General features: G+C 61.6%; 16 protein-coding genes. 9 read left to right on the top strand and 7 right to left on the bottom strand.

Annotation, left to right across the window (positions count from 1 at the left end; translation table 11 throughout):
• Positions 1-6: 6 nt before the first annotated feature.
• Positions 7-876, top strand: a complete 870-nt coding sequence (locus FHW78_RS19655) for an AraC family transcriptional regulator (RefSeq protein ID WP_183645030.1) — start codon at positions 7-9, stop codon at positions 874-876.
• A gap of 43 nt (positions 877-919) precedes the next feature.
• Complete coding sequence (locus FHW78_RS19650; protein WP_183645027.1) at positions 920-1,423, top strand: hypothetical protein; 504 nt, start codon at positions 920-922, stop codon at positions 1,421-1,423.
• Between the two features lie 25 nt (positions 1,424-1,448).
• On the opposite strand, the gene FHW78_RS19645 is transcribed toward FHW78_RS19650, so the two are convergent.
• Positions 1,449-1,940: a hypothetical protein gene (locus tag FHW78_RS19645; protein WP_183645024.1), complete on the bottom strand. Its 492-nt coding sequence runs from the start codon at positions 1,938-1,940 to the stop codon at positions 1,449-1,451.
• A 102-nt stretch (positions 1,941-2,042) separates the two neighbouring features.
• Here FHW78_RS19645 and FHW78_RS19640 point away from each other — a divergent pair, with 102 nt between their 5' ends.
• Positions 2,043-3,494 carry a PLP-dependent aminotransferase family protein gene (locus tag FHW78_RS19640; protein WP_183645021.1) on the top strand — a complete coding sequence of 484 codons (1,452 nt, stop codon included), beginning with the start codon at positions 2,043-2,045 and terminating at the stop codon, positions 3,492-3,494.
• Positions 3,495-3,617: 123 nt separating this feature from the next.
• Here FHW78_RS19640 and FHW78_RS19635 read toward each other — a convergent pair whose 3' ends face one another.
• The 5 genes from FHW78_RS19635 to FHW78_RS19615 all read right to left on the bottom strand — a co-directional run bounded on the left by FHW78_RS19635 (position 3,618) and on the right by FHW78_RS19615 (position 6,981).
• Positions 3,618-4,721 (bottom strand): hypothetical protein, encoded by a 1,104-nt coding sequence (locus tag FHW78_RS19635; protein ID WP_183645018.1) that lies wholly within the window; start codon positions 4,719-4,721, stop codon positions 3,618-3,620.
• Between the two features lie 113 nt (positions 4,722-4,834).
• Positions 4,835-5,032, bottom strand: coding sequence for a hypothetical protein (locus tag FHW78_RS19630; protein WP_183645015.1), 198 nt, complete (start codon positions 5,030-5,032; stop codon positions 4,835-4,837).
• A gap of 34 nt (positions 5,033-5,066) precedes the next feature.
• Positions 5,067-5,846: a hypothetical protein gene (locus FHW78_RS19625; protein ID WP_183645012.1), complete on the bottom strand. Its 780-nt coding sequence runs from the start codon at positions 5,844-5,846 to the stop codon at positions 5,067-5,069.
• Positions 5,847-5,923: 77 nt separating this feature from the next.
• On the bottom strand, positions 5,924-6,265 hold the full coding sequence (locus FHW78_RS19620; protein WP_183645009.1) for a hypothetical protein: 342 nt from the start codon (positions 6,263-6,265) through the stop codon (positions 5,924-5,926).
• Positions 6,266-6,318: 53 nt separating this feature from the next.
• Positions 6,319-6,981 (bottom strand): type II CAAX endopeptidase family protein, encoded by a 663-nt coding sequence (locus FHW78_RS19615; protein ID WP_183645005.1) that lies wholly within the window; start codon positions 6,979-6,981, stop codon positions 6,319-6,321.
• A 269-nt stretch (positions 6,982-7,250) separates the two neighbouring features.
• Here FHW78_RS19615 and FHW78_RS19610 point away from each other — a divergent pair, with 269 nt between their 5' ends.
• From FHW78_RS19610 to FHW78_RS19585, 6 genes are all read left to right on the top strand, one after another.
• Positions 7,251-7,424, top strand: a complete 174-nt coding sequence (locus FHW78_RS19610) for a hypothetical protein (protein ID WP_183645002.1) — start codon at positions 7,251-7,253, stop codon at positions 7,422-7,424.
• Between the two features lie 193 nt (positions 7,425-7,617).
• Complete coding sequence (locus FHW78_RS19605; RefSeq protein ID WP_183644999.1) at positions 7,618-8,757, top strand: fimbrial protein; 1,140 nt, start codon at positions 7,618-7,620, stop codon at positions 8,755-8,757.
• A 234-nt stretch (positions 8,758-8,991) separates the two neighbouring features.
• Positions 8,992-10,317, top strand: a complete 1,326-nt coding sequence (locus FHW78_RS19600) for an MFS transporter (protein WP_221189084.1) — start codon at positions 8,992-8,994, stop codon at positions 10,315-10,317.
• A 660-nt stretch (positions 10,318-10,977) separates the two neighbouring features.
• Entirely contained in the window at positions 10,978-11,664 is a 687-nt protein-coding gene (locus FHW78_RS19595) for a hypothetical protein (protein ID WP_183644996.1), read from the top strand.
• Positions 11,665-11,897: 233 nt separating this feature from the next.
• The gene (locus FHW78_RS19590) at positions 11,898-12,650 is read left to right on the top strand and encodes a hypothetical protein (protein ID WP_183644994.1); all 753 of its coding nucleotides are present in this window, start codon (positions 11,898-11,900) and stop codon (positions 12,648-12,650) included.
• Between the two features lie 49 nt (positions 12,651-12,699).
• Positions 12,700-13,731 carry a TraB/GumN family protein gene (locus FHW78_RS19585; RefSeq protein ID WP_183644991.1) on the top strand — a complete coding sequence of 344 codons (1,032 nt, stop codon included), beginning with the start codon at positions 12,700-12,702 and terminating at the stop codon, positions 13,729-13,731.
• An 830-nt stretch (positions 13,732-14,561) separates the two neighbouring features.
• On the opposite strand, the gene FHW78_RS19580 is transcribed toward FHW78_RS19585, so the two are convergent.
• Positions 14,562-15,407 (bottom strand): amidohydrolase family protein, encoded by an 846-nt coding sequence (locus FHW78_RS19580; protein WP_183644988.1) that lies wholly within the window; start codon positions 15,405-15,407, stop codon positions 14,562-14,564.
• Positions 15,408-15,552: the final 145 nt, after the last annotated feature.

Here is a 15,552-nt window from a genome sequence, read left to right as displayed (position 1 = left end):
ATCGCCATGTTCGAACTCGTCCCGCACCGGCTGCGCCAGTTCGGCCAGCTGGATCTGCATCGCGAAACCGCGCACGGATTGCACGTCGTGCTGGCCCAGGGACGGGGCAGCGGACTCATCGTGCCCGCGCAATGGATGAGCCTGTGCTGGGCCATGCGCGGCGAGCTCCGCCTACAGTCCGGTGATCTGGAATGGCACCTCGGCGCGGGCCACGGCCAGGCCTGGGGCGATGGCGTGCTGCGCTGCCGCAGTTCCCGGCCGCAGGCCTGGCTGGTCGTCACCGGCGCGCGCCAGGCGTGGCCATGGATGCCGCATCGATACACCGGGGCCGGTCCGCTGCTGCCCTGGCAGGCGCGCGTGCCGCGCGGGCTGGCCCACGGATTGATCGCGCTGGCCGCCCCGGCCCGCGACCGCCCGCGTGAACCGGCGCAGGATGCCGCCTCCGTCGTGATGGAGAACATCGCGCACTGGCAATCGGATCTGCACGGCCTGCTTGCGCGCTGCGCGGGACGCACGCAGCCGCTGCGCCACCAGACCATGACCCGGCTGTTGCGTGTCCGCCATGCCATCCATTGCGACCCCGGCCAGCGCCTGGATCTGGACGCGCTTGCCCGGTTGGCCAACTACTCGCCCTGCCACCTGCTGCGCATGCATCGCCGGGTATTCGGCGAAACGCCCTTCGAATACGCGTCGCGCCTGCGGGACCGGCGCGCGCTGGAACTCATCCGCGGCACCGATCTGTCCATCCTCGACATCTCGCTGCGGCTGGGCTATGAAAACCAGAGCGCGTTCTGTCGTGCATTCAAGACCACGTTTGGCGCCACGCCCACGGGCATCCGCCGGCACGCCCTGTCGCGGTCTTCGCGGGCCGCCTGAAAGAAGCGACCCGTCCATACCATCCATCACAAGGGGAATTGCGATGCACCGCGAAGATTCACGCGTCTCGGGCTGGCCGCGCGTCGGCCTCGGCGCCCTGGTGGCGGGCATGGCCGATCTGGTGTTCGCGATGGGGTTCTGGTGGATCAGCCATGGCGTGCCGCCAATGCGCATCCTGCAATCCATCGCCGCCGGCTGGTACGGCGAAGCCAGTTTCGCCGGCGGGGTGCAGACCGCCGGTGTCGGCGCGGTGTCCCACTTCGCGATCATGTTCCTGTTTGTCGCCGCCTACCGGCAGATGGCCACGCGCGTGACGCTGCTGCGGCAGCGTCCGTTCGCGATGGGCGCGGTCTACGGACTCTTCCTGTATCTGTTGATGAACTTCGTCGTGCTGCCGCTGTCGGCCGCCGGCATGGCGAGCTTCAAGGACGCTGGCTGGGTCGCCGCCAGCATCGCGATGCACGCGCTGATCGGCGTGCTGTGCGCACGCTATGCGCTCGCGCCAGGCGCGCCCGGCGATGCCGGACTGGCGCACGGCCGGGCCTGAACCCGGGCCGCGCTGCGCACCGCCGTCAGCGCGCCTGGATGCGCGCCAGCAGCGCGGCGGGAATACCGACCAGCAACACGTACGCCGCCACGCAGATCGCATGCCACTGCCATGCGTGCGCGGCGGGCGTGGCCGCGCTGAAGTGCGGCACGAACACCAGGAAGATCAGCCCGTACATCGACGCGCCATACACCGCGCCCGCGCCGAACGGACGGCGCAACAGCACCGGCGAGCGCCGCGCCAGCAGCCGGTAGGCACCCATCACGCCCGACAGCACGCCCACGTACAGCACCGCACCGAGCGCGACCGTGCCCTCGCCGCCGGTGAAGGCCGCCGGCCCCAGCAGCCACGCGGCAATCGACTGGAAGATGCGGTCCGGCGCGACCCCACGCGGCCCCCAGTAGGCCGCCGCCACCGCCAGATCCAGCATCGCCGCGGCGGTGCCGCCCATGACCGACCAGAACACCGCCGGCGGAACCGGCGGCAGCGGGTGGAACGCCTCGCTTCGACTGGCCATCACGGCCTCCCGATTGCCAATTTGGCCCTATCTGAAACAATGCGAATGGCTCCATCAAGGGCCAATCCACCCGGATCTAATAGGGCCATTGGGAGGAACCGGATGCTCACGCAACTGCAACTCGATGGAAATGGCCCCCTGCACGCGCAGCTGACCCGCGCGCTCAAGCAGGCGCTGGCGACCGGCCAGCTGCGCCAGGGCAGCCGCCTGCCGCCGACCCGCTTCATGTCCCAGCAGATGGGCGTATCGCGCAACACCGTGCTGGCGGCCTACGAGCAATTGCGCATCGAAGGCTACATCGATGGCCGGGTGGGTTCGGGCAGCTACGTGACCCTGCCCGCGCGGCCCGCGCCCGCGCCGGTGGAAACACCGCCGCTGCCGCCGCAGACCCGCTTCACCGCGCGCGCGCGCCAGGCCCACGATCAGGACAACCTGCCCGGCAAGCGCGTGCCCGGCGTGCGCTTCTCGTTCCAGTACGGCGCGCCCTACACGCACCCGGCCGTGACCACCGCCTGGTCGCGCGAACTCGGCCACGCCGCCCTGTACACCTCGCCCGGCTATCCGTGGGCGCAGGGCCTGCCGGAACTGCGCCAGGCCATCTGCGAATACGTGCTGCGGCGCGGCGTGGAAGCGCGCCCCGAGGACGTGGTGATCGTCGCCGGCACCCAGCAGGCGGTATCGCTGTGCGCGCGCGTGCTGTTCGATCCCGGCGATCCGGTCGCCATCGAGGAGCCGCAGTACTACGCCGCCCGGGTGATCTTGCAGGCCTACGGCGCACAGCTGCAGCCGGTGCCGGTGGACGACCAGGGCCTGATCGTCGAGGCCCTGCCCACGACCGCGCCGCGCGTCATCTACACCACGCCCTCCCACCAGTTTCCGCAGGGCGGCACCCTGCCGCCGGAACGGCGCGCCGCGCTGCTGGAGTACGCCGCGCGCAATGAGTGCTGGATCATCGAGGACGACTACGATGGCGAAATCCGCTACGACGCCCGCTCCCTGCCTTCGCTCAAGTCGCAGGACGAGCACGGCCGGGTGATCTACGTCGGCACGTTTTCCAAGACCCTGTTCCCGTCGCTGCGGCTGGGCTACCTGGTGGTGCCGCGCGGATTGAGGCGGGACTTCATTTCCGCCAAATGGATGGAGGACTTCGGCGCCTCCGCCATCGATCAGGCCGCGCTGGCCGGCTTCATGACCTCCGGCGCCTGCGACCGCCACCTGCGCCGCTCGCTCATCGCGCTGCGCGAACGCCGCGACGCCCTGTTGAACGGCCTGCACCGGATGAACGAAGGCCGGTTGAGCTTCGTGGACTCGCAGGCCGGCATGCACATCCCGGTCTGGCTCAACCAGCGTGATCGCGAACAGGGCCGCCAGTTCGTCGACCGCGCCCGCCGCATGGGCCTGGGCCTGTACTCCATCGCCCCCTACTACCTCGACCCACCGGATCGCGCTGGCCTGATCCTCGGCTACGCCGGCCTGCCGGTCGGCGACATCGAACAGGCGCTGGAAGTGCTGCGGCAGTGCCTGGACGCGGAGTACGGGCCGCGCAGGCATTGAGTGGAGTGCGGATTGCGTCGGACGCAATCTGCATTTTTTTTTTTTTTTTTTCCCGCAGTCTCGTCCGCCTGGTTAGCCAGTCATCCGTTCGAGCGCTTCCTCGTCCGCCGGTATTGCCGGCGGTCACGACTCCGCCACGAAATCCCCCGGCCCGGCGGGGGCATCAGGACGCTGCAAGGCAAATACGCAATCGAAGAAGGGGGCCATCTCCTCCCAGGGCACCTTCTGGTCGCGCGCCTTGACCAGCAGGCGTCCCACTTCGACCACATCTCCCGCTTCCTGATATCCGCGCATGAAGGCGGCACGTGAATCCGCGTCCGCATGCTTGCCGTGGTCCTGCTGGTTGTACGCGTGGAACTCCAGAATGTTGCCGGGCGCCGCGACCGACAGTCCCCGCACCGAGCACTGCCGGATTCCGCCGCTGTCCTCCCGGTCCACATGGCCTTCCGCATAGCTGTCCTGCAGCGTATGCAGCAGCGAGCCGAATGCCACGTCGTCCACATAGCGGCGCAGCCCCCCGCTGGCACCCTGCGTATACAGATCCAGCAGGCGCCATTCCCCGCGTCCATAGCCTTCCTGGATGGTCGGAATCTGGATCTCCTTCAGGCGCTTTTCCAGGTCGTATTCACCGCGCGCCGCGCGCCAGGTGAACTCGAACCAGCCCATCAGCCGCGCCTTGGTCTGTGCGGCGGGTTCGCCGTTCCGGCTCGCCATCGCATGCAGGTACTGGAGATCGCCAAAGTGGGAGCGATACAGCATCGCATCGCCCGGACCGTACACCTTGCCGGCGGCCGCGCCCTTGTTGGCATCCAGGAACAGACCTACCCAGCAACTCGGCTGGGTCTCGAAGCGGATGGTCTCCCTCGTCTTGCAACTAATCCCGCGTGCCTGCTGGAGCGACATTCGGAAAGGCGGATCATCATTCCAGCGGATCCCCGCCAGCACGGGAACAGGCGCTGCGGTCGCCGCGCTTCCGCTGCAGATGTCGCCATTGCAGCCATAGATGCGGTTGGTGATCTCCTCGTGGACCGGCTCGGTGAAGGCGGATACCGACAGCCGCGCCAGCATCCTCTCCACGCTCGCCATCGTGCCGGAAGTGATTCCCGCCAACCGCCGTTCTTCCGCGGTCGATTGCGTTGCCAGCTTGTGCGCCAGTGCAGGCCCGATGACCGCGACCGCCAGTGCCGCCACCAGGGACCGCTTGATGTTCACGCCATGCTTCGCCATATCACACCTCCTCCCTTTCTGATGTGCCCGCGTTTGATTGCCTCGGAATGAGGGTCCGTACTACGTCGAACCGCGTTCCAAAATCCATGCATTTGGCCCGCGCCCCGTCTCCTTTACCGCTGGAGCTGGCGCACGCTGCTTACGATCAGGCAGGCGCCCATCACGATCATGGCGCTGATGATGAACATCGCCAGGCCATCCCCATAGGCCACGTTGCGCAGGACGATTACCCACTCTCCTCCCCGGTAGCAGCGCTCCAGCGCATGCAGCCCACTGCCCAGCAGGAAAACCCCGCTGACCAGCAGAATCATCTGGGTTCCCCTGCCGATGTGGCCCATGACGCCTTCAGTCCTTGTCCATCGCGTGGATGGTCTTGCCGTCCAACTTCCACATGACACCATTAGGCTGCGTCATCACATAGAACGTCTTCTTGGCCCATAGGCTCCAGAAGACGTGGATTTCGGTGGGCTCCGGATCCAGCAGATGCGTGATCATGAGTCCCACTGCCTTGGGATCATCCTTCAGCACAATGCAGCTGCGGCTGTATCCACGCTGCGAGACGATTTTTCCATCCTTCACGCTCACCCGCTGGGCGCCGCCGACCGGTAGATCCTCGTACGTGGTCGTGCCAGGAATCAGGTAGACCGTCCATCCGCTGGTGTCGTCGGTTGCCGGCAGCGTAATGGTGTTATAGCGCTCGCCGCACCGTTCGAAGCTCGCGTCCTTCGCCACCGCGCGCGCGGCGGCGGCCCCGGCCTCATAGGCGCTCAGCGGCTCCGGAGCGGCCAGCGCGTTGACCGGCCCGGCCACGCCCGCATCGGATACCGTGACCCGGTACAGCGCTTCCGGCGTGCGGTCCACGAACACAACGGCAACCCCGCCTTCCGCTTCCTGCGTGATCCAGCCGGCCACACGGGAATCCGGCGAATTCTTCCAGAGCGCCATCAGCGCGTCGGTCGCGTGCCAGGCCGCCTGGTCGTGCCGGTACAACGCCTCGCCGGTCGTCGAAGCCGACTGCAAGGCTGCGGATCGTTCGGCGGGCGTCAGGGGCTTGAACGCAGGCTCATCGGCGGATGCCGTCAGGCTTGCCAGCGCCAGCAGAATGACAAACAGGTTGTGCCGCATGTGATCTCCCTTTCAAACGCGTCCGGTTCGATATCCCCACGGAAACACACCGTCTTCCAGCAACCGGCCAAGCGGTCTCAGAAACCGATTTTCGTGCTCACCGAAACCGAATGGTCCGGTTGCACCACCACGCTGACGCTATACGGGCCGGTCCCCTCGAAATACCCCTGCTCCGGCAAGGCAAACCCGCGCTCCCCTGCCCGGAAGGATACGGCGATTCCGGACTCTCCGCGCGGGTCTACCCGGACCGTGCGGATCTCCCCCTGCGCCAGCACGGGCGCGACCGGTACTGAGAAGCCGGCACCGGAAACCCGGACGTCATGCAGCGGAGTCTGCGACCGGTTGATGACCTGAATGGGCGTACCCGCCGAGCAAGCGCTCAGCAAGAGGAACAGGAGTACGGCGCAGCCTCGTTTCATGAGCGTTCCATCAGAAGATCCGGCAGGTCCATCGGTCCCCATCCATCCAGCCCTCACCCCATCCCGAACCCCAGCAACGCCACCAGGTCCATCAACCCGTGCGCGATGATCACCGGCCATAGACGGCCCTTGCGGGCGAACCACCAACCCAGGATCAGGCCGACCACAGCCACGCCCAGCGCGCCGATGGCGCCCTGGTACAGATGGTAGGACACGCGGATGGCGACGCTGGCGTTCACCGCGAACGCGACGCTGCGGGTGCGCTGCAAGGCGCGTATCACGTAGCCGCAGACAAAAACTTCCTCGAAGATCGGATTGACGATCGACACCGCCACGATGGCCGCCATCGACAACGGTGCGCCTTCCATCCGCTCCCACAGCGTCCCCATGCCACCCGCCATCAGAGCCAGGCCCGTCATCAACAACGACGCGGCGATGATGCATGCGAGAAACAGCGCGCACCCCACGCCCACATCCTGCCAGGTGAATCCCAGCCCCAGCGCTTCCGGCCGCCAGCCACGCCACCACAGCAGGGGCGCCAACAGGGCAAACAGCACGAGTTCCGCCAAGACCATCCCGATCACGCTGGCATCGCTGAACGCCAGATCGTCCGAGGGGTGCGCGAACCAGGCCGCCCACACGCTGCCGGCAATGAAGTAACCGAAGGCCACGATCACCACCACCCAGAATTCGATCCGTCGAGACAATGCCGTCATGTGTCCTTTCCAGTCCTGGCCATGGTGATGCGGTTTCCACGGGATGCGCGGCGGCTAGGCTCTGGGTCCCACTGCCGCAAATGGGCGCCTCGCCGACGGCGTTCCCCGCTCGCCCCCGGCGCTGCGGACACCCGTGCCGCGTCTCCCCCGGCGCTCCAAGATTCGCAGGCGAACGCGGCGCCATGATACCCGAGGGGTCGGGTGCCTCCAGCGATTTCGGACTATCCGGTTGTTCGATGCGCATGTGATGCATCGATGCGGATAGCCAAGTGCGTGCAGAGATCAATCAGACAACCGGACAAAAACAGCGTTTCTTCAAGTCCATTGGTGTGATGCGAAGATCTCTTCTATCCGAAGCGGTCGAATCCGATTGCCGCGCCCAGTCTGGCGTGGCAGGCTTCGGTGGCTGCATTTCCAAGCGCGAACCCACTTTCGCGAAATGAGATTCCGCTACGCGAATACCGATTTCATCATCGGCGATTTTGCACGCTCACCCGAATGCAGCGGATGTCGATGGCGATATCCAGGATCCCCTCCGGTTCGACGGCCTTCGGTGTTTCCTCATCCTTGTCGTCAACGAGGAAGAGTGAGCACATGACTCAAACACACCCTCATCTGCCAGAAAATTGATTGAACATGCCTTCGCTCCCCGTCCTTTCCCATGCGGTTTCCACGGAGATTGCAGCCATCTCCCCCGATAAGCACACCGATGCGCCGAACCCCGCATCACGCATGGCGGTGTCCTTCCCGCGGAAAGCCGTCGCGTGCCTGTCGCTGCTCCTGATCGCAAGCGCCTGGACCAGCGCGGCGCATGCCGATTGCCGTAACTATGGCGCGGAAAGGTATCCCCAACAGGTTCCAATAAAAAATTTTCCGGCCAGCTTCACGCTAAAGAAGGCCAACATTGGCGAAGTCATCGCTACCCACACGGAGTACTTTTACTCGACACCTTCATCTGCCCCTTACTGGAATTGTGGACCCGATGATTGGTACCGCATGACGCCTCCGAAGATCACGTTACTTGCCTCGCACCTTCCTCAGGTGTATGAGACTGGCATCCCCGGCGTGGGCATAAGAATCAAGTTCAGCGCTACCACTAATCCGCACTATTACTCACTCCCCCCTCCTATCAACCAGTCAATTTCCCAAGGAGGGGGCGGATCACTGTACCCCCCGCAAATTGTGACTATTGATTTCATCCGTACTGCCATGGGTGTAGGCAAGGGAGACTTCACCTTCAGCTATGAAACCGAGTTCTCCGTCCAAACAAAAATTCCCACTGCCGGATCATGGCACAAGATCGTGGGCACATCCTTGAAGACCACCCTGAAACAGGACGTCTACTTCACCAGTTGCCACACCCCTCACGCCCTTCCCCCTGTCGAGATGGGACGGACGATGATTGCCGAGATCAAACTGGGCCGGACCAAGGAACATGCGTTTTCCCTTGACGTCCAATGCGAAGGCATGAACCCCGCGACCAAGCCGCCCGTCAAGGTCTATTTCGAGGGAAACGCCGTTCGGGACGGCCTGCTGAATCTGGATGGCGGTGGCGCAGCCAATGTCGCCAAAGGCGTCGGCATCGCGGTGACCAATGACAAAGGGAAGGATGTGCCTTTCACGAAGGGAGGCGCGTTGCCGCTGACGTGGCAATCGAGCGGAACCAACCTTGAGCGGTACCGCTTCTCGGGAAAGGCGCGCTACGTGGCCACCACCGGCGAGATGACCGCCGGAAAAGCCGACGCCACCCTCACGTACGTACTGCAATACGAGTGACCATCGGGGTGACGCGGCGCCCGGAAGCGGTAGTCCTGCACGCCCCGGTGCGCGTGTGCATGCCCGAGAGGGATCGCCTCGCTCTCGACCGTCCTGCCGATGCACGGGAACCGATCACCACCGGTTTCCGCGAAACCATTGAAGGTATATAGTCACGCCCGGCCCCGCTTTGCGCGGCCCTGACATCTTCGGCCACGCGGTTCCGCGCGCCGCCATCCTCCCGCTCCGGCCTTCGTGCCAACGCGGCTCCGCTGCCTGCGTTGCGGCCACGATGTTGTCCGCGTCGCCGCATTCTCTTCTTTCTCCCTGAATCGCCTCGCCTTGTCACACGACGGGCGCGGCGGCGACGCCGTGCGTCTTCATTCCCCCTACTGCAAGGAGGGCTTCATGCCTTCACGATTCCTGTTGCCCACATTGGCGCTGGCGGTGTTTCTCGTTGGCGCGTCCGAGTTCATGTTGTCCGCGATGCTGGCGCCGCTGGCGCGTGTGTTCGCGGTCGCGCCCGCGCGGGCGGCGTGGCTGGTGTCCAGCTACGCGCTGGCCTATGCGCTGGCCGCGCCCGTGTTCGGCTACCTGTCCGACCGGATGGACCGGCGGCGGTGGCTGCTGCTGTCGCTGCTGTTGCTGGCGGCGGACCATCTGGCGTTGACGCTCGCGCCGAATTTCGAAGTCGCGTTGGGCTTGCGGATGCTGGGCGGGCTGGCGTCGGCGGCGCTCATTCCCACCGCCTTCGCGCTGGTGGCCGATACCGTGCGCGCGTCACGACAATCGGCCGCGATGGGCGCGGTGATGGCCGGGATGACCTTCGGCCTTGTCGCCGGCCCCGCGCTGGCTGGCGTGCTGGCGGAAACATGGGGCTGGCGCATGCCTTTCTGGACGATGGCGGCCGGATGCGTATTGACCTTCGGTGTGGCGCGCGGCGCGGTGACGTCCACGCCACCCGCGCGCGCCTTCGCCGGGTCGGGCGCCGTCCGCTGGCTTGCCCAAGGCAGGCTGGTGCGCCTGCTGCTGGCCAAGGGACTCTGGAACGGCGCCGCCGTCGCCGGCTTCCTGCTGGCAGGTGAAGTGCTCCGCCACCGGCATGGCCTGGGAACCGCCACCGTCGGCCTGTCGGTCTCCGTCTTCGGCGGCGGACTGTTTCTCGGCAATCTGGGTATCGGCTCGGTACGCCGCCTGCTTTCAGGGGACGAGGCGGTATTGATGGCCGCGTTGTGGCTGCTCCTGCCGGCGATGGGCGCATTCATGGCCGCACCATTGCCGCTTCCGGCCGGACTCGTCTGTCTGAGTTTGTGGGGATTCGCCCTCGGCCTGGCCGCCCCCGCCAGCACCGCCCTGCTCGCCCACCGCAGCGGCCCCGACAAGGGTCAGGTACTGGCCGTCTCGGAAAGCCTCAACAATGGGGTGCTGTTGATTGTCTTGCCGATTTCCGCCGTGCAGTTGGAGGCTTCGGGCGCAGTACGGGCGATGCTGGTTCTTGGTGCTCCATTGCTCGCTGCGCTTGGCTTGTTGTTGGTGAAGGGAAGAAGCGCATCGCGGCGATGCGTGGATGGCGGAATGTGAGCGCACGCCCTGGATACGACGGCGATGATATCGGACGGGTCCCCTCGTCTCAGCGCACTAATTTAGAAGTGATAGAAGAAACATTGTTTCGCCAAGCGCTCAAAGTTAGTCGACTTGGCCCTCGCAACGTAGTAACTATTCATAACGCCATCCCTGATGGGCTGCATCATGCAGCAGAATTCTCACGCAAAATTCTCCCGAATCAGATCGACCGAGTTCTTCAAGATGAGCAGGAAGTCCCAACCATCTAACCGTGCCCCGGGAGACCAGGACCTAAGCACACGTCGAGGATGAGCATTCGAAGCTCATTCTCCAAACAATTTGGACATCCGGTCCAAATTGGTGCGGCGAGCACGCCACGCCATTCTGTTGCGCAGATCTAAACGTAGAAATGGAGAAAGAATGAACACAATGACATTCAATATCAGCTCCCTGGAGGCCGAACTGGTGCAGTCTTCTCAAAATTCACTGTCCCTAAGGGGGCTATTCGAAGTATCTAATGTGGTGCTCGCGTCGGTTGAAGGAAGCATGTGCTCGGACTGCTGCGGTTCAAACGGCAATAGCTGCTCCCCTGGCGTCGACACCAACCTCTTGTAACTGGCCGAATAACAAAGGGCGAGGTCTTAATACTTCGCCCTTTCGTCTATGGGGATCCACTTTATGGATATTGCAGTCCTTCCTGAAGCTCTCTTTCATCATCAGGAATTCAAAAACCGGGTTTCCGGCCTAGAGAATTCCCGCCATGGTCCAGCGGCCTTCATTCTACCGACGACACCAGAAACCGTTAGCTTCGTGGGCCGCAATCCAGCAATCGGGTTTCCATCAATCGTGGGTGCGTTGAAATTGCCGGAGTCCGGAATTACCGCAGGAGAACTTCTATCCTTCCTGCCCCATAGCAATTGCCCCAACGTACTGATTTTTTCTGACCAACTCGTAAACCCGGTCGATGCAACCGTCATGTTGCGAACGCACTCCGGAAATTTCTTTGTATCTCCAATTGAACTCATACTTAACCAGCGCCATGGTTATCGGATTGTCTCGTGGAACGCAAGTGCTTTCATGGAAATAGAGCCCGCATGCTCGGACAGCTCAAGAATCTACCGAAACGTTATCGAACACCTCAAAAGTTGCGACGCGCTCGGTGACCAATGGCTGGCGCGCACTCATCAATTCATTCGGACGCCCGCAGCACGCGTCCACAACGCAAAACGAAAACTGCGACTGTTCCATTCAGCGGTTCTCGACGCTTATCTCGAAGATCTTGATGACGAAGCCCTAAAGAAGGCCGTTGAACGCATAGAAGTCCTACGCCGCCAAGTAGGCAAATGGTCTCTACATACATGCTAACCCCTCATCTACTCACGCACTTCGCCCGACCTTTACGCCTAATCGACAGGCGCATAGGACTAATTGAGAAGTGGCTAAAAACTCCACTAAGCGAGGATGACGAGCACAGCATCAGGATCGCATGCGAAGAGTCAGGGAAACGTAGATTCGGCGCATATTATCACTGGTACCTGCAGAAGAAGATCGTTGCCGAAGCTGTGCGAGACGCGGATAGAGAGCGCTTCCTGGGGTTGATGCAAAGTTCCGACCACACGAACTACAGGGAAGTTATTGATTTACTGGATTCTGACCAAGGCCTGCTTATAGCCATCCCACATCATGCGCACTACATCCTATCCATCGCGATGCTTGCCGAAGTACTGAGGCCCCGACGCTCCGTCTACCTGTTCTACGGAAATCCGGAGAGCCATCCCGGAAATGAAGTATTCGACAAATTAAACGATTGGTTCTGGGGCAGGAACAGCAATGTCGCTTTTGCCCACGACACGCCAAAGGGATTGGCAACAGCGATGCGCCAATTAAAATCCGGAGCAGCTATATTCATCATGCCCGACGTCTTTAAGGACGTGAATCAAACCCTATCCATTCCATTCTGCAGCCGATCGCTTAATGTGATGCTAGGAACATCAATACTTGCTCGAAAGACTGGAGCAAGAGTTCTGCCGATGATATCAACGCCGCACGGCAATGGCCTTGGGTTTAAAAGCGAGTTTGGCGAGTCTTTCTTAGTAGCGCAACCTTCACGCGGACACCCGGAGATTGTCGAGGCAAATGATTACAGAATAGTTCGAAGAATATTCCATTTCTACGAGCAGTTCATGTCAGTCCAGATGCTCTACTGGCAAAACATGAGATCACATATATCGAGATCTCATTCCTTCTCTCGCCTGTCCAAAGACATGGTTTTACGAGCGTCCGAACTCATTCTTTCCGACCCTGACGTGCGTTCGCCTGAGCACGTTGTTGATTTGCGTGGGTTCGCATAGCAGCAAGCACGCCGTTACTTCACCCTTATCCCGCATGCTGAGGCAAACCATGCACTTTCTGCGAGCCATCAAGCTGGCTGTCCTTATCCTTGTCGCGCCAGCAGCTGGAGGCCAATCTATTTCCAACAACTCGATCGGCGCAGAATCCAGTCTGGATGAGAGCCTCCCGACGCTAGACACCGTCGTTGTGACCGGAACCAAGCCGGGGCCAGGCATGTGGCGGGTTACCAAAGGAAACCACGAGTTGTGGATATTTGGTACGTTGAGTCCTGTGCCGGCCACTATCGAGTGGAATGCTCAGCCTGTGCTGGACGTCGTATCAAACGCACAAGTTGTGCTATGGGAGCCTTATTTCACAGTTGATGTGAATGTGGGACTCTTCAAAAGACTGTGGCTTGGCTATGGATATTGGAAGGCGCAAAAGAATCCTGGCCAGAAACCATTGAAGGACGTTCTACCTGCACATGAATATGCACGATGGCAGGCGCTAAAGCAAAAGCACCTTCCATCTGATGGCAAGGTGGAGAAGGCACGACCGGCAATTGCGGCGGGAATCCTGCTCAATGCAGCCATCAAGAATTCCGGCCTCAGCAAAGAAAGGATCGTTGTTCCACCGGTATTGGCCGTCGCCAGGACAAAAAAGATCAAAATCAGTGCTCCTAGCTACGTGTTCGGCCTATCTGACGCAGAAGCGAGACGTATCCTTCAAGATGCGCGGCAGGAATCAATGAATGACATACACTGCTTTGCAGCCACCATGGATGTGATCGAGCATGACTTGCCCCAACTTATTACCAATGCTAACGCTTGGGCTACGGGCGATATTGACCGTATAGACCTGAATCGACTCGACCGTCGCGACCGATTGTGCTCGGCCGTACTAAGTGACACTAACTTCTCACGTAAGCATGGCATCCCTAACATCCAAGAAAGCGTTATCGCTGCCTGGATGGATGCCGCGAACTACGCTTTGGATAATAACACTACGACCGTTTCTTTTTTACCTATTGGCAGCGTCATTAGGGAGGGAGGGTACATCGATCGACTTCGCTCTGAAGGCTACGAAGTAGATCCCCCATAACGAACTCGGACCGTTGCATCGACGTCACACGACTCGATCTCCTTTACCTTCTTGAAACATCATCTACTTCATTTTATCCAAAATACATTCCATTTTGAGATTCGCTTCTCCAACACAATTTCAATCTAAAACGGATGAATTGTTATCAACATTCGCGGCGATAACTATAAACCTCATCCTCATTGTCTTCTTGCTGCGGACCGGAAACCCTACCGCGCCAGCGCGAACAGAGAGCATAGAGAGAACGCGCCTATTCTTTACATCGGCCCACCGACATGACACAGAAGCCCATGACGCTCGAGACATAAGAAGCATGGCTCTGCGCAGCAATGATGGCGCCGAATCCACGTTCGTGGGAAAGAGCGTTGTCACAACCAAGAGCGACGGCATAGCTTTCGAAGAGAATAAGGTACCGGCTGCTGATTCAGACATCTCGACCGAACCATTGAATCTTGGACCTCCAACGGAGCACATCACATTTTCTAGTAATGCGCTCGGACGCCCTAAGACTACTGACCTCCTAGAGGCAAGACCTGTTTTGCGAACGCAGGCTTTCGATAGTACGCTGATGGGGCGGCTTCAGAGGCTGCAAAGAAGAATGGGTTGCGCTGATCTGCGGAAAGCGCTCTTAAAGGAACCAGATAGTTCAGGAACCATTCTGACAACGATGCGCGAGCGAGGGTGCGAGAGATGACCTTGTTTGAGCTTTTGTCCGCTGTACGTCCCGAATACAGTTCTTCGCGCAATTTCTCATCCCGCAGGACTATGATCGCTAGTACTAGAGCAGACCTCCTGCATTGGCCACCACGCACTCGCTCGGCGTGGACTATTCAATCAACGTTGTCAAGCAGGGCATTTGCATTCTGATAGCGCACCTTGGCCAGCTCCTGCTCGTCCAGGCCCAAACGGTTGAGCGCGTCGGCGTTCTGCTCAAGCGAGAACTGCGGATAGTCGGACCCCAGCAGGATATGGTCGATGCCAACATTGCGCATGGTCCAGACGAACTCCTGCTCCACCGGCGAATCCGCCACCAGCGCCACGATGGCCGAGACGTCGAAATAGATGTTGTCGCCCAGCAGGCCTTCGGCGGTGCGCGCCGCCTTGAGGGTATTCCAGAAGCGGAAGTTCATCCCGCCCATGTGGGCGAAGATGATCTTGGTGCCGGGTGCGTGCAGCGCCAGATTGAACATCTTCTCGCTGTCGCCCGGCAGGATGTTGGCGTTGTCGATCAGCACGATGACGCCGAGTTCGCCGGCGCGCTGGACCAGGACCAGCACCCGCGGGTCATCGGCCTCGAACTTCTGGGTGTGCGGATGAATCTTGAGGATGCGCGCGCCCTGCTTGACCACCCGCGCCAGCTCGTCCAGCGCCGCCTGCCCATCATAGGGGTGCACAGTCACCACCGCCGTCATCCGGGGATGCCTGGCCGCCAGAGCCAGAATGCCGTCGTTACCGGCTCGGATGGCCGCCGTGTCCCCGGCCAGCGTCTGATTGGGGCCGCCAAACCACATCCCGGCGAAATCGGCCGGCCCCAGCTTCTGCGCTTTCAACTGCGCCTCGTAGGCCTGTAGCGACTTCTCGCCGTCCCAGAGGTGGACGTGCGAATCAAACAGCGTGGATTGCGCGGCGGCGGCCGGCGCGAGGGCGGCCAAGGCCAGCACCAGGACGGCGCGCATGCGGTATGCCCGTGCGGCGACGGAGGTCTGAGCAGAATGACGTCGGGTGCCTCTGAACCTCATTGCGCTTCTCCAGAGTGTTTGACGCGGCAAGCACTTCATGTGGGCGACGCCACGACCGCAGATCGCCGATGGTATGGCTGCA

The sequence above is a fragment of the Pseudoxanthomonas sp. OG2 genome (genome assembly GCF_014192765.1).
Lineage (GTDB): Bacteria > Pseudomonadota > Gammaproteobacteria > Xanthomonadales > Xanthomonadaceae > Pseudoxanthomonas_A > Pseudoxanthomonas_A beigongshangi.
The sequence above is the reverse complement of the archived record's forward strand: the minus strand, read 5'-3'. Positions and strand labels throughout refer to the sequence as shown.